Raw genomic sequence first — 20,091 nt, forward strand, 5'->3', positions numbered from 1 at the left:
GTTTTTAAAAGTAAAACACGAACATTATTCTGAAATCAGCAATTTATATTATTTTACAAGGAGCTTATTATGGCAGACAAAATTGCAAATTATTTTAAATTCGACGAACTCGGAACTAATTACAAGACCGAATTCTTAGCCGGATTAACCACCTTCATTTCAATGGTTTACATCCTTTTCGTTAACCCTAACATCCTGGGAGCTTCTGGAATGGATAAAGGAGCCGTCTTCACGGCAACTGCCTTAGCCAGTGCTTTCGGTTGTTTCGTAATGGGAATCGTGGCGCGTTACCCAATCGCCCTTTCATCAAGTTTGGGAATCAACGCCTTCTTCTCATACACGGTTGTTATCGGTATGGGCTACACTTGGCAAACCGCACTTGCGGGTGTCTTCGTTGCTTCTATTTTATTCATGATTTTAACTGCCTTTAAGATTCGGGAGATGGTCGTCGATGCCATTCCTCGTGATTTAAAAATGGCCATCGCATCTGGAATTGGCTTGTTCATCGCCTTCATCGGTTTAAGCGAAGGTGGCCTGGTTTCTGCCAGCAAATCAACCATCGTTTCCCTGGGCTCACTTCAGGTTGGGACAACCTGGCTAACGATTGTCGGTTTAGTTGTGACGGTTGTCTTGATGAGTGCCCGCGTGCCTGGTGCCATCTTCATCGGAATGATTGTCACAACGATTGTCGGGATGGTTTCAGGATTAATCGATGTCCCTAACCAAATCGTTGCTTCTGTACCAAGTTTGAAGCCAACGTTCATGCAAGCGTTCTACCACGCACCAGAAATTAACTCAGTTCAATTACTTGTCGTCGTGTTAACGTTCTTGCTTGTAACGTTCTTCGATACAACTGGAACGTTCGTTGGTCTTGCAGAACAAGCTGGCCTTGTTAAAAACAACAAGATTCCTCGAATTGGTAAAGCCCTTGTTGCGGATTCATCTACAATGGTGGTTGGTTCTCTCTTAGGAACCTCACCAATGGGTGCCTTCGTTGAATCATCAGCCGGAATTGCAGTTGGTGGTCGTTCAGGTTTGACTGCCATCGTCACTGGTTTCTTCTTTATCTTGGGGATGTTCTTCTCACCACTTTTAACGGTTATCACGAACCAAGTGACTGCTCCAGCTTTGATCATCGTCGGGGTTCTAATGGCGCAATCATTGAGCGGTATCAATTGGAAGAAATTTGAAATTGCAGCACCTGCCTTCCTTATCATCGCGGGTATGCCTTTGACTTACAGTATTTCTGACGGAATTGCCCTCGGTTTTATCATGTACCCACTTTCAATGATTGCTGCTAAGCGTGGTAAAGAAGTTGGCGCTATGATGTACGGTTTAGCGGTTGTCTTCATCATCTTCCTTTGGATTTTGAATACAAAATAGCATTGCACTCCAATTTAAAAACTAGTATTCTTAGAAATTGAGGTTTTTAAAACTTAATATCTAAGCAAAGGAAGGAATTTGTAATGAATTCTAAGACTAGTTTTTTAGGAATTGATAACGTTCGAGACGTTACTCGCGTATCAATTGTCGCTGCACTCTATGTCGTTCTTACGATGGTCTTGGCGCCCTTTAGCTTCGCTGCTGTTCAAGTGAGATTAGCCGAAATGTTTAACCTTTTGGCTATTTTTAACAAGCGTTACGTGATCGCAGTCACTTTAGGCGTGGCCATTTCCAACTTTTTAATGTCACCATTGGGCATGATTGATGTAGTTTGGGGGAGCTTATCAACGCTCTTCACCTTAGTTGTACTACGTTTCTTCATCCCCTACGTGAAAAGCTTCAATTCACGACTGGTGACGGGCGTACTCTGGGTAACCTTCTCAATGTTCACCATTGCCGCCGAAATTGCTTTTATTGGCAAGACTGCCTTTTGGGCAACTTTCTGGCTCAACTGGGGAACGATTGCCATTGGAGAGTTCATCTCATTAGTGATTGGGGCCATCCTACTCTACATCATGAGCAAACGAATCGATTTAGATAAATTATTAGACTGACCAGAAGAAGCACCTCCGACTAATTCAGAGGTGCTTCTTTTCTTTTATTACACTATCTAATTGAAATTAAACTGACGCTCATTTTGGTACGCCATTGATATTAAATAACCTAGCGCTATACTTTATATAGAAATTCGGAGTAGGAAACACAATGACTAATAAAATCAGTAAAAGCTTACTATTACTCGTAACAATCACTGGGGGACTATTCCTATTCAACACAGGTAGCCAAGCGCAAGCAGACAGCTCGTTTGCGAATGTTTCCTACGTACAAGCAAACCGGAAAATTAAAACTAACTTATATCGAACCATCAATGGTAAAAAGAGCAGTTATTACCTACCTAAGGGCGCTAAATTTTCCGTGGCTGGCGTATCTAGCACGAGGAATGCTAAGGGCACTGTTGATTATTTCGTGTCCCCTAGTCTAGATAACTATAGTTACCGATATCGAAGTGCATTTACAAATTTTAAAAAAACAAACGGGCACATTACCACAAGCGAAATACCTTTCACTTCCAAAAATTTTACTAAAGTAAATATGCCATATAAATTTTCAAATCAATATTTCCAATACGGTAAAGCATGGTCTTTTAGTATTAAACAATTCCACCAAATTTTTAATGTCACTCAAGATGGGTACATCCAGTTTTACTCTACTGCATCTTTAAAAAAGAGCAACGTTCCAAACTCCTTTAGTAATTGGGACCCTAAAACTGGCAGACAACTTCCTGAAATTAGTGCTCAAAAGCCTACAACCACTCGTAAAATAACGGCTACAAAGAAGGCCGGTAGTAACATCACTTATGTTTACTATTCAAAACCAATTCATGGACTCAAAGAAGCCAAAGTTGGAAAAAATAATTATCGACTTAAAATAAATTATCAAAAATCATTTGATAAAGTAGAAGGAAACTTAGAAGCTCGTTGGGCCTCTTCCTACGTCGGTGGGAGCCCATATTTCATACTTTTTGATGCAAATAGTACAGCTGACTAACTTAACAAACAAAAGCAGCAGACATTCCATTTTGAGGATGTCTGCTGCTTTTTACTACAATATTGGTGATAATAGCCGACTCGCATGTTGCTTAAACTTCAGATAAGCAGATTGCGCCTTGAACTTTTCAGGCGTCATGAGCGTGCTCATTGTCATGTCATTTTCAAAAATTTGTTCTAGTTCATGTGCCAGCTTAGCGTCATAAAGGAAGGCATTAATTTCAAAGTTTAGTTTGAAGCTTCGATAGTCCAGATTAGCAGAACCAACCGAGGCCACCTTACCGTCCACAACCATCGTCTTAGCGTGCATAAAGCCGTTGTCATAGAAGTAAATCTTCACTCCATCATTAGCCAACAGACTAGCATAGTATTGGGTTGCCCGGTAAACGAAGGCGTGATCCGGCATGCTAGGAATCATAATTCGGACATCCACACCAGCCATCGACGCAATTCTTAGTGCATCAAACACACTATCATCGGGAATCAAGTAAGGGGTCTGAATCCAAAGCCGTTTTTGCGCCATTTGGATTAAACGAATGTAGCCCATCTTAATCTGTTGCAGGTCGCTATCGGGCCCACTCGAAACGATTTGCAGATTGGTTTCACCCTTAATCTTAGTAAGTGGAAAGTATTTAGGATCAACAAAGTCGGTTGGAATCTTATGGTACTTATCCGTCACGTTCCAATCCAAAATGAACCGCGCTTGCAGTCCGAATACCCCAGAACCCACAATGCGCAAATGCGTATCGCGCCAGTTACCAAATTTTTCCTTACGACCCAAGTATTGGTCGCCAATATTAAAGCCACCGGTATAACCAATCTTCCCGTCTACCACCACAATCTTACGGTGATCACGGAAGTTCAAACGAAAGTCTAATAATGCAGAGTGAGTTGCTAGGAACGGTTCGGCGTGCCCACCCGCTTTATTCAACGGCTTAAAGAAACTCCGCCAGGTTCCCATTGAACCCCATGAATCGTAGATAACTCGAACTTCAACGCCGGATTGCGCCTTTTTCACCAGAAGATTCAAAATTTCATTTCCAATTTTATCGTTATAAAATGTGTAAAATTCGATATGAATACTAGACTGAGCAGCTTCAATATCCTGAATCATTCGGTGAAACAGGTCATTGCCATCCGTGAAAATCTTAATCCGATTCTTACGTGACAGAATGGCGTGCTCCGTTCTGACAAACAAGTTCACTAACGAAGCGGCTTCTTCTGTTATATCATCTGCCGGAAGTCGTTCCGTCCCAATTTGGTAACGTTGCTGCATGACCCGTTTGTCCAACTGCATTCGGACCTGGTTTTTCACTCGGTAGATTTGCCGGCGTGGCAGTTTTCTGCCGATGAACGCGTAGGCCAAGAAACCTACTAGTGGCAATAAAACCAACACAATCAGCCAGGCCCAGGTTGCGGCAATATCCCGTTTTTCTCGAAACACGGTAATGAAGGCAAACGCCGCGTTAATAAACACAATAATTTCAAAAATCAGTACCCAATTAATCGTCACTTTGTCTGCTCCCCCGTTTCAAATTTTCATTACCTATGATAGCGGACTTTGGACGCTTGTGCTTATCTTTTTCCTATTAAATGTTGTAAACTGTAGAAAAAATGAAGGGGCTAGTCGCATGAACATCATCAACACACTGATTTCGGTCCCACACGGTCGTGGAACCTTTCGAATTTTTCATTGGCTATTTCGGGAAAATCCATTTATTGGATTTGGTGTCCTACTCGCCATTGTTTTGTACCTTATTTACCGTTATATGAACAACCAAAACTAACTGCAAACGCTTCTTAACATTGTGCTCAATTGGATTGTGATATACTATTCGTCAGACAGGAGTGATTAATCATGAAGAAATCCCGGACAATGGCCATTTTAATTAGTCTTGCCGCGGTACTTATCGTTGCGCTATCAGCATGCGGCAAAAGCAACAACCACGCAAATCAACAAGCTAGTTTCCGTAATGAAGTTAAGAGCACTAAGCCTAGTGCCGTCGAAACTCAGATCACTAAGAACAACGATCTTTGGTACCTTTCTGGTGGAATCAACACCAAGAGTAACTCAGGATTTGAAGCTTACAAATTCAATTCAGACACTAAAAAGGTAACCATCTACAACGTAAGTAAGTACTACAAGACTTATGCTGCTGCTAAAAATGCTAACGCCTTGAACAAGGAAGGTACGCTGTCATACTCATTTGATACGGACAGCAAGGATCAAGCCGTCATCAAGTTTAAGGGTAAGCTTTCTGGCATCCCAATGACTCAGACCTTCACGATCAAAGACGCTACTACTGGCAAAAACAAGTCAACGAAGCTTCACGTAACGGGTTACAAGATCGTTCGTGATATTGACGAAGACAAGACGAATAACGTTTTTGTGAAAATCGCCAAGAAGTAACTATATTAAAGACCATGATGTGAGCAGACTCACGCCATGGTCTTTTTTTGATGCCCCCCAAAAGTAGTAAACTATTAGTAAGTAAACCAAAGGAGTTCTTATCATGAAAAACTGGCAATTTTTAAATGATTATACCTTACGAAACGGCGTTAAACTCGCCAACCGAATTGTCATGGCCCCCATGACGGAACAATCTAGTTTCGAGGACGGCACGATTACAACTGATGAAATCGAGTACTATCGCCTGCGTGCCGGCGCAATTGGCATGCTGATTACCGGTTGCGCGAACGTCAACGATCTCGGTAAAGGATTCGAAGGCGAGCTCAGTGCCGCAAACACCGACATGCTGCCAGGCCTCCGCCGCTTAGCTAACGCAACTAGTACCGGTACGACTAAAAGTATCCTTCAAATTTTTAGCGCTGGTCGCATGACGAACACCAAGATTTTGCGTGGTGAACAGCCCGTTTCGGCTAGTGCCGTGCCATCCCTTCAACCAAATGCTGAAACGCCACGAGAATTAACCCCTGAAGAAGTCGAACAAACCATCAAGGACTTTGGTAACGCCACTAAACTAGCGATTGAAGCTGGATTTGACGGGGTTGAACTTCACGGTGCAAACACCTATCTCATTCAACAATTTTTCAGCCCTCACTCCAACCGCCGAACCGATAAATGGGGTGGCTCCTTAGAAAAACGGATGGCTTTTCCGCTTGCCGTTGTTTCGGAATGTGCTCAAATCATTAAAAACTATGCTGACCGGCCCTTTATCTTAGGTTATCGCCTTTCCCCTGAGGAACGCGAAGAACCAGGTATTCGTTTAGCAGATACACTGGAGCTGGTGAAGGCATTGAACGAAACGCCAATTGATTACCTTCACATTTCACTCGCGGATGCGAAAGCGCCATCCATCGTCGATAAGACTGATCCAGAACCCGTTTTCGCTAAAATTAAATCAGTTCTCAGTACTGATCTGCCACTAATCACGGTAGGTCACGTGGCTAGCCCTGACCAAGCAGAATCAATCATCGAGGCAGGCAACGATTTCGTCGCCATCGGTCGTGAATTAATCCGCGAACCTCATTGGCTCCAAAAAGTTCAAAATGGCGACGAGGATAGCATCCGTTACACTATTTCCAAGAGCGATATGGCTGAACTACGCATCACCCGCCCACTTTGGCAATTCCTGGTGACGGCATTTAAACGAGGTTTCCCGCTTTCAACGGACGAGCATCAGATTCAACATTAATCTTAATAACAGACAAACGCTTTCATTTACGCTATGATAGTCTTAAAGGAGCGTGATCTACGATGCCAAAAAAAATGCCAACGATTGATCCCAAGCAACTCTTCGAATTTGAAAAAGAAATGCGCCAACAAAATATGGCGCTCGTGAAAGAAAATCCGTGGTTAGTGCCACCAGTTGTTGCGCTAGCGGTACTTCCCGTTGCCGTAGCGACAGTTGGTTTCTTCCATAACCGCTCTTTAAAAAACAAGTTAAAAATTGAACGCGAAAAGACCAAGCAACTGACCTTGGAAGCTAAAATGAACCAATAAATAACGAAACGAGTGATGCTGGATTAACTGGCATCACTCGTTTTTGGTTTAATTAACGTATTATTCGCAGGGGTGGCAAAGCGATTCTCTCGGAGGAGTTTGAATCCCTCGTGCTCATAAAATGCCAACGCTGCCTTATTTTCCGTAACACATTTTAACGTTAGTGGCCGCTTAGCGCGTTTTTCTAATTCCTGGATGAGCTGATGGCCGACACCTTGATGTTGCCACTCAGGATCGATAAACAATAGGTGGACGAAAGCCAGGAGTCGGTTCATCGATGCGAAACCAACAATTATGTCGTCTTGAACGGCTACAATTACCGATTCGCCCCGTGAATCGCGCGCAAAATCAGCTAATTCTGGTGATGCCACCCATTTGAAGCTCTGCTGACGTGCACTTAAATAAATCGCTGCCAACCGCTCTTGGTCCTCATTTTTCATTGATCTAATCGTGATTGCCACCCGCATCATCCCCTTCGCTTTATTTTACAACGCTAAGGCAGATACGCCAAGATACTAAAAAGCCCGATTACATAGCCATGCAATCGGGCTTTTCTATTAATTATCCTTCTGATTCAAACTCTTTTAACGTCTTCAATCCTTCTGCGTAGTAACGCTTCCTGAATTTTTCAATCTCCTCTGCCGAGAACTTATCTGCATCTAGCTTAAGTTGCTCAACCGGAATTGGACGTTCACCAGTAATTTGAACATCAATCAACACTGGTTCGCCACGCTTAGTAATTTCCAGTGCCTCGTCAAAAGCCTTTGGTAAGTCCGCTTGTTTCGTAACGGAAATGCCAGTAACGCCTTGTGCTTCTGCCATTTTAGCGAAATCGACACCACCGAGACTAACTCCGAATCGGCGTTGTTGATCGTCTTCTTGCTCATCAACGATGAAACCAAGTTCATCATTTTTGAAGACCACGTTAATGATTGGCAGCTTGTACAATGTTTCCGTGATGAGATCTTGCACAACCATTGATTCTGCACCATCTCCAGCTAAGCTAAAGACCTGCTTGTCTGGGAAACTCAATTTAGACGCCAATGCGCCTGGTAGTCCAGAACCCATCGTTGCAAACAGACCTGACGTGTACCAGCGTTGTTTGCCAGAATTCTTAATCAATCGAACTGAGTTTTGGGTAACATCCCCGACGTCAATTGAGAAGAACGCATCATCTTCCGCAATTCGATTAATTTCTTTGAAGACTGGTTCGAAACGTAAATCGCCATCCGTCTTATTCATCATGTGGTCATTGTATTCACGCCAATTATCCGCATTTTTAACGTTAGCCTTGTACCAGTCACTCTCAGCAGCCTTGTCTGCACGTTCACTGAGCTTTGCCAAAGCCTTCTTGGCATCAGCCCACATTGCGACTTCTGTCTTGTGACGCTTACCTAGGACAGCTGGGTTATTATCAATTTGAATAAACTTGGCTTTCGGATTAAATAGAATTTCTGCAAATGGGAAGTTCGATCCGACAAATAGAATTAGGTCAGTTTCCGCTAACGCTTCGTTAGCTGGCTTTGAGGCAACTCGCATGGCTGAACCAAGCAAGGCCGGGAAGTCATAAGGAATTACATCCTTAGCCAATGCGGCGTAAGCAATTGGTAATTGCAACTTTTCTGACAAGGCCATTGCTTCGTCAGCTGCACCGCGAACACCTTGACCAATATATAGAAGTGGCTTTTTAGCTTGTTTGATTAACCCAAGTGCCGCATCAACCTCTTCATCGGTTGGCGCTGGTGCTTCAGCCTTACGGAAATTAGCGGCGGCAGGATAGTAACCGTCTGCCGGAATTTGGGCCTCAGCCAAGTCGTTAGGTACCACAACGACTGCAGGACCATGGTTTGCGTACGCCTGACGAATCGCTTCATCCACGACATGTGGTAAACTTTCAGCCGTCACAACAGTTCGATTGTAGTAGGCACCATCGCTAAATAGTTGTGATTCATCCTGTTCTTGGAAGAAGTCCATGTTCATTTGGCCGTGACCAACTTGGCCCACGATGAACAAAGTTGGTACTTTATCCATTTTTGCATCATAAACGCCTTGGAATAAGTGGGTGGCACCAGGACCAGCAGAGCCAAAAGCGACACCAATTTTACCTGTCACCCGACCATCACTAACCGCAGCCAATGCGCCAACTTCTTCGTGGCGGACGTGGATGTACTTGATGTTGCCAGCCTCTTCCTCATCTCTTAACGCATAAACGATGCCGTTAATGCTACCACCTGGGATACCATAAATATGATCAACGCCCCAACTTTCCAGGGTTTTTACCATTGCTAAACCTGAACTAATTGTTCCTGCCATCATGAATTACCTCCCAAAAATCGTTACTTACAATTTGTAAGTGTATTGTAGTCTCTAACTGAAAACGTTTCAAATAAATCGACTCGGTCCTAATTACTAGGCGACTTAACGCCATTTCCTCATTGATTAGCTATTTATTTTCAAAACAATTAGAAATAAAAAAATCGTTCAATCTCTTTTCAGAAATTGAACGATTTCACGGGAGGTATATGGGGTTTCCCGTGTTCAACGATACTTCGCACGAAGTAAGTTGAAGCATAATTGGTTATTGGTAACTTGGTATGCCTCAAATATAGGAGATTTTTTTGTCAAAAACAAGTTTTTTACCCCTTCAAATCAAAAAAAGTTAAAAAATTTAGATAAAAGTAATTATAATCATTCGTTTTATATTTCCATGCATTTTAGCCGCCTACTTTACGATTAATCTCAGCAAAAGCGGTGTGATATACGTCTCAATTAATCCCGCGACAAAGATGAGTGGAAGTGCCAAAACGAGTGCATCAATGACTGATTCATAGATGACTTGCCACAGTGAGGCCTCGGTTTTGTATCGGTCATGCCGAAATAGTCCATCATAAACGGTCCACATAAGCCGAGCACTAATCGCAACCGCAATCAGTTGCGAAGAAACCTCAAAAATACCGTGTGGCAAAATTCCCAAAACAAACGTGATCCATGGATGGGCTGCACTAGCCAGTACCGCACCCACAGAAATGGTTTGCTGGAGAACAAAGAGAATATAGATTGGAACTGGGACGATCCCCAGTGCGATGATAATGAGATCAGCCGAATAGTTGTGTAGAAATAGTGGCAGAAACGAAAGCTTCTCACCCACTTTAAGGTTAACGAGTCTTTGAGCCATTTCCAGTGCCGATTCGTGCCCCATCGTTAACCGCATCCCCACGGTTAGGACAATCGATGCCGCAATCATGACTAATAAGTAGCGAATAAACCGCTTCAAATAAAAGGTTTTGAATCTTCTTAAACTCTCCTTGATGATTGTCATCTTAATCAACTCCCCACATCACTTGATCTTTTACGAAGGTGATTATAATCCCAATCAGCACGCTTACAAGTAATCTGACTGACCGCCATTTTGAGCAAATAAAAAACATCCCCACTAATGTGAGAATGCCTAATTACTAATAACTTAAGGAATTGACGTTATGCCGCTTCGTCGCCGTTGATGACCAGACGGGGACCTTTACGACACCATCAATCTTGCTCTTCGGTACAAAGCCCCAGTAACGACCGTCGTTTGAAACGCTTCGGTGGTCACCTAAAACGAAGTATTCGCCCTTTGGCACAACCTTGCTACCGTTGCCCCACTTGAAACGTTTGGAGAGTGTCTGGAGGTTCCAGGAGTTGTGCCCTGAACCATCCGTGGTTCCACTGGTACGTTCAGAAGCACTAATGAAGTTTTGGTTGACCTTCTTCTTATTCACGTATAATTGACCGTTGTTAAACGAAACTGTATCGCCCGGAAGCCCGATAACTCGCTTCACATACTTCGTCTTGGCCTTGGCACTAGGATCAACCCCATGAGCATCAAAAACCACAACGCTGAGGTGCTTAATCTTTGATTGTTTGAGAATCCAAACCTTTTCATTATTATCTAGGTTAGGTTGCATTGAGGGCCCGTCCACTCGGACACGGGCAATGACAAATTTTCCAAGTAACGCAGCGAGTAATAACCCAACCGCAATCGGAATAATCCAACTCATGATTTCTTTAAATACTTTCATATTGTCGACTCCCATTATTTATTCCGCGTCTTGCAATTTAACTAGGCAATCCGCGACCAACAGTATAATATTAACATTAAAATAGTTTTTACAGTAGCAATTAACAATTATTTAACTAACTAAGGAGTTGCCATGCAAACGAATACCATTGAAAACCAAACGCTAGCGCTAGACGAGGTCGAACCCGACACCGTTTACGTTAACTGTCATTTTGGCTACTCTAACGACACCATCCGTATCTCTGACGTGACTTTTCGGCACTGTGAGTTTCAGCAAAGTAACTTTGCCGACGCCGAGTGGACTGATTGCACCTTTGAAAATATCGATTGGTTAAACGCGACCGCTCACCGTAACGTTTTTTTCAGCTGCGATTTCAGCAACTGTCTGCTGATGGGTCTCGATTTAACTGGTAGCCAATTAAAACAAACCACGTTTACTGCCTGCAAAGCGACCTACATCAATGTCAGCGAAACGCTGCTTGATCATGTGACCTTTGCCGATTGTCAGCTGATCGATTCTGCCTTCCAAGCTATCAAGGTTAAGGGGGCTCTGACTTTCAGCCAGTGTGACCTCACTGGGATTGATTTCACGGACTCACCGCTCAAGCAAGTCGACATCTCAACATCCTATTTTGAGACGCTCCACCTTTCGCTCGAGCGCATTATGGGCCTAACCATTAGTCCGTTGCAAGCAACTCAACTCATCACCCTGTTAGGGGTTAAAATTAGTGACTAATTTAAAGGAGTTTTACTGTGTCGAATTCTAATACGCAAAAAACAATCTGGTTCTCCATCCTACTGGGAACCCTCAGTGCGACCGGACCACTCGCAATTGATTTATACCTCCCTGCCTTACCACAAATGACAGCGCAGCTACATACAACGACTTCACTAGCCCAGTTAAGCATCACTAGCTGCTTGATTGGGCTGGCAATCGGACAAATCATCATTGGTGGTATTAGTGACCACATCGGTCGTAAAAAACCACTTATTATGGGCTTTTTCCTCTTCGGAATTGCCTCAATTCTGATTTCCTTCACGTCATCCATCACTTTACTCATTGCCTTACGATTTATCCAAGGTATCTGCGGTGCCAGTGGCCAGATTCTAGCCCGCGCAGTGGCGCGCGACCTCTTTTCTGGTCATAAATTAACCAAGTTTTATGCCATGCTTAATTCCATTAACGGCGTTTTCCCAATCATTTCACCCATTATCGGGGGCTTCATGATTCATTTTGTTCCGTGGCAGGGCGTTTTCGTCCTGTTAGGACTCATCGGCTTCGTATTAGCCGGACTCATCGTGGTGGGCTTACCAGAAACCTTGCCCACTGAGGAACGCGCAACTGCAACTTTTGGCATTCCATTACATCAATTGGTTCGGTATTCAAAGTGCCCCATTTCCTCTCTTGGACACTCGTAACCGGCCTCATCTACGGCGCCCTTTTCAGCTACATTTCGGCCTCGGCCTTTATTTTTGAAAAAACGTTCCACTTGAGTCCACAAGTTTTCAGCTTGTTTTACGCACTAAATGGCCTGGGCATGATTCTTGGTAACAATATCCCCGGCCGGCTCATTAACCGTTATTCTGAGCGTTTCCAGGTTAAAATTGCCTTAATCATTACGATTTTAGCCAGTGGCGCCCTCTGGCTAAGTTCACTTTGCAACGCCGGTTTATGGGTGGTCGTCGCACTCATTCTCGTTTTCGTCATTATGAACGGTGTCCTGCTCACCTTATCGACCGCCATTATCATGAACTTATCTGACAAAAATGCCGGCAGCGCGTCTGCCATGGTCGGCCTCTCCCAAAACGCCTTCGGGAGCGTGGCTTCTCCCCTCGTTGGTGCCTTGGGAACCGGTTATGCACCGATGGCTGGCATAATTTTCATCACGAATCTAATGGCTCTGGGCTTAATGGGGCGTAAAAAAGCTTAGCCCCATTTGGCGCTAAGTTACGATTGCGTTACAATAGTTTTATTCATTTTAGAAATGCGATTTATAAAACATTCATCCCACTTAACGGTGGGATTCTTCATTTCATAGGAAGTTTTAACGATACGGAGGCCGGTTTAATTTGACCAATTTAGGGAAAAATACCAAACAACACATTCAGTCTAAGGGGAGACTGAATCTATTAGCATTTATTTTGCCATTTTTAATTATTTGTCTCGTGTTTGCAGCAAAACGCGTTACCCCATTCGGTAGCAACAATTTACTCTTCAGCGATATTGGCGCGCAGTACCTGCCGTTTTTGTCAGCATTTCGCCACGCGATTCTGACCCACAATTTTCATCTATTCTCGTTTCAGATCGCGCTCGGCGATAACATCACACCGCTCCTCGGCTACTATCTTCTGAGTCCGTTCAATTTGATTGTTCTGCTATTTCCAAAGGCCATGCTACCGACGGCGATGAGCGTCATTATTATTTTAAAAATTGCCAGCATCGGCTTAGCCATGAGCATCTTTTTACGGCGGGTTTACCACACCATCGATTACACGATTGTGTGGTTCTCGACGGCATTCAGTTTATGCGGCTTCGTTGCCATGAATTTTTTCACGCTGATGTGGCTAGACGCTTTAATTCTGCTACCACTAGTGGCATTGGGTATTCACCGTCTCTACAACGTTCACAAGTTTGACCTTTACATTGTCACGCTATTATTGAGTATTATCACGAACTACTACTTAGGCTACATGACCTGCCTATTTTCGGTTCTTTACTTCTTCTATTTGATTTTCAAAAATTCGGAAGCTAAGTTACTGCCCACTTTAAAAACGGCAGCCATTAAAATTCGCGACTTCTTTTTCGCCTCCATTATCACTGGTGGCTTAAGTGCGATTTTGCTCGTACCAACATTTCAAGCCATGCTCACTACTGGTAAAGGCGCCTTCAAACTGAGCAGCTTTCTACCTTTGCCGACTTTTGGCTTTGGTGCTTTCACACAATTCGAAGTGGCAAGTGGCAACTATCTCGATCGGATTTTTCACTATCCCAGCCTCTACGTTGGCCTGTTAATGCTGCTTTTGCTCGTCACGTATTACTACACGGAAGAGATCCCGCAACACTACAAAAATATGTCGGTCTGGCTACTCGGAATTTTATTTCTGGGTATGTGGCTCAGGTCTTTCAATACCGTTTGGCACATGATGCAGCAACCCGCTGGATTTCCATTCCGAAACGTCTACTTTTTCTCCTTCGTCTGCATCATTTTGGCGTTTGAAGCCTGGCAAACTCATCCGGGAAAAGTCCTTAACGACCTGCAAAAACTGGCGGTAATTGCCACAACAATCGGCCTACTGCTACTTGGCCGCCTGGGCTTCTTCCTGGACGCCGCGTTAGTCGGTCACAAGTACGAAGCCTTCATCAAGGGACTCATCCCACCCTTTGAATTTTTCGCCATTTCCTGTTTGATTGTCTTACTGGAAGCCATCTTCCTCTTTGCTAAACGCCAGACCATCTTCTCGCTAGGTGTCATCAGCTTGATTTTGATTGCGGAGCTCAGCGGGAACTTTTTCAAGGCAATGTATGGCATCCCCTTTGGTAGTCAGCCCCGGTTTAGTCGCGATTTAAAAATTGAACAACGTCAAATCGACCGGATTACACAAACTGATCATTCTTTTTACCGCATCGACAATCACAGCACCATCATCGCAGATTCTGTAGGGAGTCGCTACAACAGCTATAATGACTCTTTGTTGTTCAATTACAACGATCTCACCTCATACAGTTCAACTTTGGACAATCAAACGCGCGTCATGCTACGAGATCTTGGCTTATTTAGTAAAAATGAGCGGCGTATTTCCTCTCAGGGAATTTCTCCGCTAGTCGAAACGTTGGCCGCAACTAAGTACACTAACCATCCTCATCGCAATCAACCTAGCCTGAAATCAAGCTACGTTGGCATTGGTTTTGCGATTCCAAAAGCAGCGGCTGAATTCAAGTTGTCGCCATTTGATATTGAGTACAACCAACAAACCTTACTGAATCTAATGGGGGCGCCGACTAATACGATTCATCCAGTTTCTGAATTAACTCATGACGTCGATCCTGATTCTCAGTTTCCCAAACTGGTTCACCACACGCTCAAATTTAAGGCCCCCGCTACTGGTCGCCTATATGGTTCTGGCAACCGCATCATCTATGAAAGTTTTAAAGTAAATGGTATCTCACGACGGCCACGGTTCCAATTTGAACACGAACGCTTCTTGATTAATTTGGGGACGCATAAACGCGGGGATTCGATTTCCGTCGATTTTCTGGCTGAACCCACGTTGTCCAACCAAGGATCCGATTTCTTTGCTTACGACGCTACACACTATCATCAATTTATCAAAACACTCAAAGCGCATAAATTCCGACTAGATCCGGATTCAACGGCGACCCGTTTGCACGGTACAGTAACCGGATCACGGAAAAACCGATTACTGTTCATGTCCGTTCCAAATCAAACCGGATGGTCGGCCCAAGTAAATGACCGATCCGTCCCCATTCGCGCCGTTGCGGATCACTTTATGGGAATTCCTTTGAAGCCCGGTAAAAATCACGTTAACTTAACTTATCACGTTCCCGGCTTTTTTGCCGGTGAACTCATTTCTGCGGTTTCGTTCGGACTACTTGTTCTTTTTGGCTGGCGAATGCGTCACTTCCGCAAAACAAAATAAAAAAACTGCCGTATCACTCACCTAAGAGTGGTACGGCAGTTTTTAGATTAACTTGGAATCTTAGCAATTCGACCTTGTTCAATATAAACCGTCAAAATTGCGATATCGGCTGGGTTAACTCCGCTGATCCGGGTTGCTTGCGCAATCGTTTCAGGCCGAATTTTATTTAACTTTTGGTGTGCTTCGGTAGCTAAACCGTCGATGGCATCGTAATCGATGCGTTCTGGAATCTTCTTATCTTCCATCTTCTTCATCCGCGCCACGTTGGCTTCCGCCTTCTTAATGTAGCCATCGTATTTGATACGAACTTCAACTTGCTCGATAACCCGACGATCAAGTGGTTCCTCGGTCGCTGGAATAAACCGTAGCAAGTCATTGTATGAAACAAGTGGACGACGTAAGAAGTCCGCAGCTAAAACGCCATCTTGAAGTGGCTTTTCATTATGAGAAACGACAAATTCGTTGACCTCATCTGAAGGCTTGATTCGGATTTGGTTCAAACGGGCAATTTCAGCTTCAACAGCATCCCGCTTTGCATGGAATCTTGCGAGGCGCTCGTCTGAAATTAAGCCGAGTTCGTAACCCTTTTCCGTCAAACGCATATCGGCGTTATCGTGGCGAAGAATCAAACGGTATTCTGCTCGACTCGTTAGCAACCGGTAAGGCTCGTTAGTTCCCTTGGTTACCAAATCATCAATCATGACACCGATGTAACCCTCTGAGCGCTTGATTGTGAATTGACCCTTGTCGAGGGCACGGAGACCCGCGTTAATTCCCGCAATTAGCCCTTGACCAGCAGCTTCTTCGTAACCAGAAGTTCCGTTTGTTTGACCAGCCGTGTAAAGGTTCTTGATGGTCTTTGTTTCGAGCGTTGGTTTCAATTGGTAAGGTGACACGACGTCGTATTCGATGGCGTATCCTGGACGCATCATTTCGGCTGATTCAAGTCCCTTGATTGAGTGCAAAATTTGTTGTTGCACTTCTTCAGGCATTGAAGTTGAAAGACCTTGAACGTAACATTCCTTAGTATTACGGCCTTCAGGTTCCAAGAAGAGTTGATGGCGTTTCTTATCTGCGAAACGCACAATCTTATCTTCGATAGAAGGACAATAACGTGGGCCCACACCTTCAATCACACCAGAAAACATTGGCGCGCGGTCGAGGTTTTCACGAATAATCTCATGTGTCTTTTCGTTAGTGTAAGTTAACCAACAAGACAATTGGTTCTTCAAAGCCAAGTAGTCTTCGTCAGGCGTTTCAAAACTAAAGTGGTTAGGCTCAACGTCACCAGGTTGCTCCTCAGTTTCGTCATACTTGATGGTGGTTCCATCAACTCGAGGTGGGGTACCCGTCTTAAAACGTTCGAGGTGAAGCCCCATCTTCTCAAGGTTAGCTGTTAGCTTCATTGCTGGACGTGAGTTGTTAGGACCGGATGAATACATTAATTCACCGATGATAATCTTACCTCGGGCAGCCGTTCCGGCACAAACCACAACGGCCTTTGCGCGGTAAGTGGCACCAGTATCAGTCACAACACCGCGACACTCGCCATCTTCCACAATGAGGTCGTCCACGACACCCTGACGAAGGGTTAAATTAGGTTCATTTTCGATAGTGTTCTTCATTTCAGCATGGTAAGCGTGCTTGTCAGCTTGGGCACGCAAAGCGCGGACAGCTGGTCCCTTACCAGTGTTTAACATTCTCATTTGAACGTAGGTCTTGTCTATGTTCCGACCCATTTCGCCACCAAGGGCGTCAATTTCCCGAACAACGATTCCCTTCGCAGGTCCACCAACGGATGGGTTACATGGCATAAAGGCCACCATGTCCAAATTGATGGTCATGAGTAGCGTCTTGTTTCCCATTCGGGCGGCTGCAAGTGCGGCTTCGGATCCAGCGTGACCTGCACCAACGACGATAACGTCGTATTCGTCGCCATTATAAGCTCTTACTTCAGTCATTCCCTCTAACTCCTTTTGTATTGTTTCACGTGAAACATCTCTTTTTATTTTCCGACACAGAACTGGCTAAATAATTGATCTAGCAGCTCATCTTGATAACTATCCCCGGTGATTTCACCTAGGTAGCTCCAACAACGGGTCATATCGATTTGCACGAGGTCTACTGGCATTCCAGCTTCGATACCGTGCAAAACATCATCCAACGCATTTTCAGCCTGCTTAAGGAGGCCAATATGCCGGGCGTTTGTGACCATCACGTTGTTTTGATTACTTTCGATTCCCTCGTTGAAGAACATGTCGGCAATCCGTTCTTCTAACTGATCTAGTCCTGAGTTAGTTAAAACGGAAGTCCCGATAATATCCTCGGGTTGCGCCCACTCAGCAAGATCTTCGTCAGAAACCTGACGAGGTAAGTCGGTTTTATTTAAGATAACCAAGCGCTTCTTGTCGGCCGTTAACCGCAAGAGCTCTTTATCTTCTTCAATTAATGGCTCACTAGCATTAATCACAACCATAATTAAATCCGCCGTATTAATGGCTTGTCGAGAACGCTCTACCCCGATTTTTTCCACTTTATCATCCGTATCGCGAATTCCGGCTGTATCCACCAGTTTCAATGGAACACCACGAACATTAACGAATTCTTCGATCACGTCACGCGTCGTCCCAGCGACGTCCGTTACAATGGCTTTATCTTCATGAAGCAAATGGTTTAGTAAACTGGATTTTCCCACATTTGGCCGACCGACAATTGCCGTTGCCAAGCCATCACGGAGTACTTTACCTTGTTTTGCTGTTTTTAATAATTGGTCGATTGACTGACGAACCTCGGTTGCCTTTTCCTTTAATAGGTTGGTCGTTAAGGTTTCGACATCATCGTACTCTGGATAATCGATGTTAACTTCAACTTGTGCTAACACCTCAAGAATATCTTGTCGTAAGTTTTTAATGAGTCGTGACAGTGACCCATCAAGTTGGTTAAGGGCAACTTTCATGGAACGATCCGTCTTTGCTCGAATCAAATCCATGACCGCCTCGGCCTGTGACAGGTCCAGACGGCCGTTTAAGAAGGCCCGCTTGGTGAATTCCCCTGGCTCAGCCATTCGAGCACCCTGGCTCAAAATAAGCTGTAAAATCTCATTAGTCGCCACGAGGCCACCATGACAGTTCACCTCAACGACATCCTCTTTTGTATATGTTTTAGGCGCCCGCATTACGGAAACCATGACCTCATCCACAACACTTTTCGTTTCGACGTCTAAGATATGACCATAGTTAATCGTGTGACTGTCGACTTGATCTAAATTTTTGCCTTTATATAAGTGATTAACGATACCAATTGCGTCTTCGCCACTCACCCGAATGATGGAAATTCCACCCTCTCCAGGCGGCGTTGCAATTGCCGCAATAGTATCGAATTCTGTTGTTGCTGACATGTTTTGTCCTCCTAATTGCTCATGACCGCACAAAAAAAGTGCCCACTCCATGCCACCTAATAGCATGGATAAAGCACTTTGACTACTTTATCTATTTAAGATAAGAATGATTGCTTCTAATATAAAATGGATTGCCCGCTTTGTCAATCAAATTTGGGCGGATTCAGATTACAATTTCGGTGCGATTACGACTGCTCGTCTTGGTTCCTTACCAGCAGAATAGGTAATCACGTGGTGGTTCTGGCCTAGTGTTGAGTGGATTTGCTTCCGTTCAAACGCAGGCATTGGATCCAAATAGACGGGTTTCCCACTCGCCACAACTTCACGAGCCATGTTGTCGGCCAAACGAGTTAGCGTTTCTGCCCGACGCTCACGATAACCGGAAACATCTAATTCAACCTCAAGATGCGCTGCCCCTTTATGGTTCAAATAAATTTGTGCAAGACTTTGCAAAGCGTTGATGGTTCGACCGTGCTTACCAATCAAAAGTCCTTCATCTTCCGTTGTGTAACGAATGGTGACCTGTCGAGAAACCAATTCCGTATCCGAGGTTGCGTCAACGCCTAATTGTTCAATAACGTCGGCCAAATAATCCTCAAGCTCGGCAACGGCCTGTTCGTTGGACTTAGATCTCGTATGTTTACTGCTGGGTGTCGCTTTCTCTTGGCTCACGGTCTTAGGTTCATTTGATGCCTTTTTTACCGTGTTTGATTTTTCGGTGCTTTTTGCCACTTTGGTGATGTTAACCTCCGCAAGCCGCTTTCCAATTCCCAGAAAGCCGCGTCGGGGTTGAACTTCAACCGAAATTTGGGCATGGTCTCGATTCAGCTGCAGTGTTGAAAGGCCTGCCTCAATTGCTGCCTCAACTGTTGCACCTTTAAAAATCGTCATGACTATTTCCTCCTATGATAACTTGTAACACTTCCGTTCAATAATCCAGATTAGATTTTATCACACAATCCGTTGAAATAAAGGACTTTATGATGAGAAGTCAAAAAAATCCCCAATCAAAAATTGATTGAGG

At 44.2% G+C, this 20,091-nt stretch carries 19 protein-coding genes; 11 read left to right on the forward strand and 8 right to left on the reverse strand.

Annotation, left to right across the window (positions count from 1 at the left end):
• Positions 1 to 69: 69 nt before the first annotated feature.
• From LOSG293_RS02900 to LOSG293_RS02910, 3 genes are all read left to right on the forward strand, one after another.
• A complete protein-coding gene (locus LOSG293_RS02900; protein WP_034526813.1) occupies positions 70 to 1,383 on the forward strand; it encodes an NCS2 family permease in 1,314 nt (437 codons plus the stop codon).
• Positions 1,384 to 1,466: 83 nt separating this feature from the next.
• Complete coding sequence (locus LOSG293_RS02905) at positions 1,467 to 1,997, forward strand: QueT transporter family protein (protein WP_034526816.1); 531 nt, start codon at positions 1,467 to 1,469, stop codon at positions 1,995 to 1,997.
• A gap of 151 nt (positions 1,998 to 2,148) precedes the next feature.
• The gene (locus LOSG293_RS02910; RefSeq protein ID WP_034526817.1) at positions 2,149 to 2,991 is read left to right on the forward strand and encodes a hypothetical protein; all 843 of its coding nucleotides are present in this window, start codon (positions 2,149 to 2,151) and stop codon (positions 2,989 to 2,991) included.
• 54 nt (positions 2,992 to 3,045) lie between these two features.
• On the opposite strand, the gene cls is transcribed toward LOSG293_RS02910, so the two are convergent.
• On the reverse strand, positions 3,046 to 4,503 hold the full coding sequence (gene cls / locus LOSG293_RS02915) for a cardiolipin synthase (protein ID WP_034526820.1): 1,458 nt from the start codon (positions 4,501 to 4,503) through the stop codon (positions 3,046 to 3,048).
• Positions 4,504 to 4,621: 118 nt separating this feature from the next.
• Between cls and LOSG293_RS10030 the strand changes: the two genes are divergently transcribed.
• The 4 genes from LOSG293_RS10030 (at position 4,622) to LOSG293_RS02930 (ending at position 6,954) form a co-directional block, all read left to right on the forward strand.
• The gene (locus LOSG293_RS10030) at positions 4,622 to 4,777 is read left to right on the forward strand and encodes a hypothetical protein (RefSeq protein WP_191976208.1); all 156 of its coding nucleotides are present in this window, start codon (positions 4,622 to 4,624) and stop codon (positions 4,775 to 4,777) included.
• Positions 4,778 to 4,848: 71 nt separating this feature from the next.
• On the forward strand, positions 4,849 to 5,400 hold the full coding sequence (locus LOSG293_RS02920) for a hypothetical protein (RefSeq protein WP_034526822.1): 552 nt from the start codon (positions 4,849 to 4,851) through the stop codon (positions 5,398 to 5,400).
• 103 nt (positions 5,401 to 5,503) lie between these two features.
• The gene (locus LOSG293_RS02925) at positions 5,504 to 6,646 is read left to right on the forward strand and encodes an NADH-dependent flavin oxidoreductase (protein WP_034526824.1); all 1,143 of its coding nucleotides are present in this window, start codon (positions 5,504 to 5,506) and stop codon (positions 6,644 to 6,646) included.
• Between the two features lie 62 nt (positions 6,647 to 6,708).
• Positions 6,709 to 6,954 carry a hypothetical protein gene (locus tag LOSG293_RS02930; protein ID WP_051907180.1) on the forward strand — a complete coding sequence of 82 codons (246 nt, stop codon included), beginning with the start codon at positions 6,709 to 6,711 and terminating at the stop codon, positions 6,952 to 6,954.
• 23 nt (positions 6,955 to 6,977) lie between these two features.
• Here LOSG293_RS02930 and LOSG293_RS02935 read toward each other — a convergent pair whose 3' ends face one another.
• From LOSG293_RS02935 to lepB, 4 genes are all read right to left on the reverse strand, one after another.
• Positions 6,978 to 7,415, reverse strand: coding sequence for a GNAT family N-acetyltransferase (locus LOSG293_RS02935; protein ID WP_051907181.1), 438 nt, complete (start codon positions 7,413 to 7,415; stop codon positions 6,978 to 6,980).
• Positions 7,416 to 7,515: 100 nt separating this feature from the next.
• On the reverse strand, positions 7,516 to 9,267 hold the full coding sequence (gene spxB, locus LOSG293_RS02940) for a pyruvate oxidase (RefSeq protein WP_034526899.1): 1,752 nt from the start codon (positions 9,265 to 9,267) through the stop codon (positions 7,516 to 7,518).
• Between the two features lie 409 nt (positions 9,268 to 9,676).
• Positions 9,677 to 10,273, reverse strand: a complete 597-nt coding sequence (locus LOSG293_RS02945) for a stage II sporulation protein M (protein WP_051907182.1) — start codon at positions 10,271 to 10,273, stop codon at positions 9,677 to 9,679.
• 136 nt (positions 10,274 to 10,409) lie between these two features.
• On the reverse strand, positions 10,410 to 11,012 hold the full coding sequence (gene lepB, locus LOSG293_RS02950) for a signal peptidase I (RefSeq protein ID WP_034526828.1): 603 nt from the start codon (positions 11,010 to 11,012) through the stop codon (positions 10,410 to 10,412).
• 132 nt (positions 11,013 to 11,144) lie between these two features.
• Between lepB and LOSG293_RS02955 the strand changes: the two genes are divergently transcribed.
• The 4 genes from LOSG293_RS02955 (at position 11,145) to LOSG293_RS02965 (ending at position 15,670) form a co-directional block, all read left to right on the forward strand.
• Entirely contained in the window at positions 11,145 to 11,747 is a 603-nt protein-coding gene (locus LOSG293_RS02955; protein WP_034526831.1) for a pentapeptide repeat-containing protein, read from the forward strand.
• Positions 11,748 to 11,764: 17 nt separating this feature from the next.
• Entirely contained in the window at positions 11,765 to 12,430 is a 666-nt protein-coding gene (locus LOSG293_RS10245; protein WP_268870187.1) for an MFS transporter, read from the forward strand.
• A complete protein-coding gene (locus LOSG293_RS10250; protein WP_268870188.1) occupies positions 12,400 to 12,942 on the forward strand; it encodes an MFS transporter in 543 nt (180 codons plus the stop codon). Before LOSG293_RS10245 ends, LOSG293_RS10250 begins: the two co-directional genes overlap by 31 nt.
• Before the next feature lie 139 nt (positions 12,943 to 13,081).
• A complete protein-coding gene (locus LOSG293_RS02965) occupies positions 13,082 to 15,670 on the forward strand; it encodes a YfhO family protein (RefSeq protein ID WP_034526835.1) in 2,589 nt (862 codons plus the stop codon).
• A 47-nt stretch (positions 15,671 to 15,717) separates the two neighbouring features.
• Here LOSG293_RS02965 and mnmG read toward each other — a convergent pair whose 3' ends face one another.
• The 3 genes from mnmG to jag all read right to left on the reverse strand — a co-directional run bounded on the left by mnmG (position 15,718) and on the right by jag (position 19,958).
• Positions 15,718 to 17,631: a tRNA uridine-5-carboxymethylaminomethyl(34) synthesis enzyme MnmG gene (mnmG, locus tag LOSG293_RS02970; protein ID WP_034526837.1), complete on the reverse strand. Its 1,914-nt coding sequence runs from the start codon at positions 17,629 to 17,631 to the stop codon at positions 15,718 to 15,720.
• Positions 17,632 to 17,675: 44 nt separating this feature from the next.
• Complete coding sequence (gene mnmE / locus LOSG293_RS02975; protein ID WP_034526839.1) at positions 17,676 to 19,067, reverse strand: tRNA uridine-5-carboxymethylaminomethyl(34) synthesis GTPase MnmE; 1,392 nt, start codon at positions 19,065 to 19,067, stop codon at positions 17,676 to 17,678.
• A 168-nt stretch (positions 19,068 to 19,235) separates the two neighbouring features.
• Positions 19,236 to 19,958, reverse strand: coding sequence for an RNA-binding cell elongation regulator Jag/EloR (gene jag / locus LOSG293_RS02980; protein WP_034526841.1), 723 nt, complete (start codon positions 19,956 to 19,958; stop codon positions 19,236 to 19,238).
• Positions 19,959 to 20,091 lie beyond the last annotated feature (133 nt).

Source organism: Secundilactobacillus oryzae JCM 18671 (assembly GCF_000740055.1).
GTDB classification, from domain to species: domain Bacteria; phylum Bacillota; class Bacilli; order Lactobacillales; family Lactobacillaceae; genus Secundilactobacillus; species Secundilactobacillus oryzae.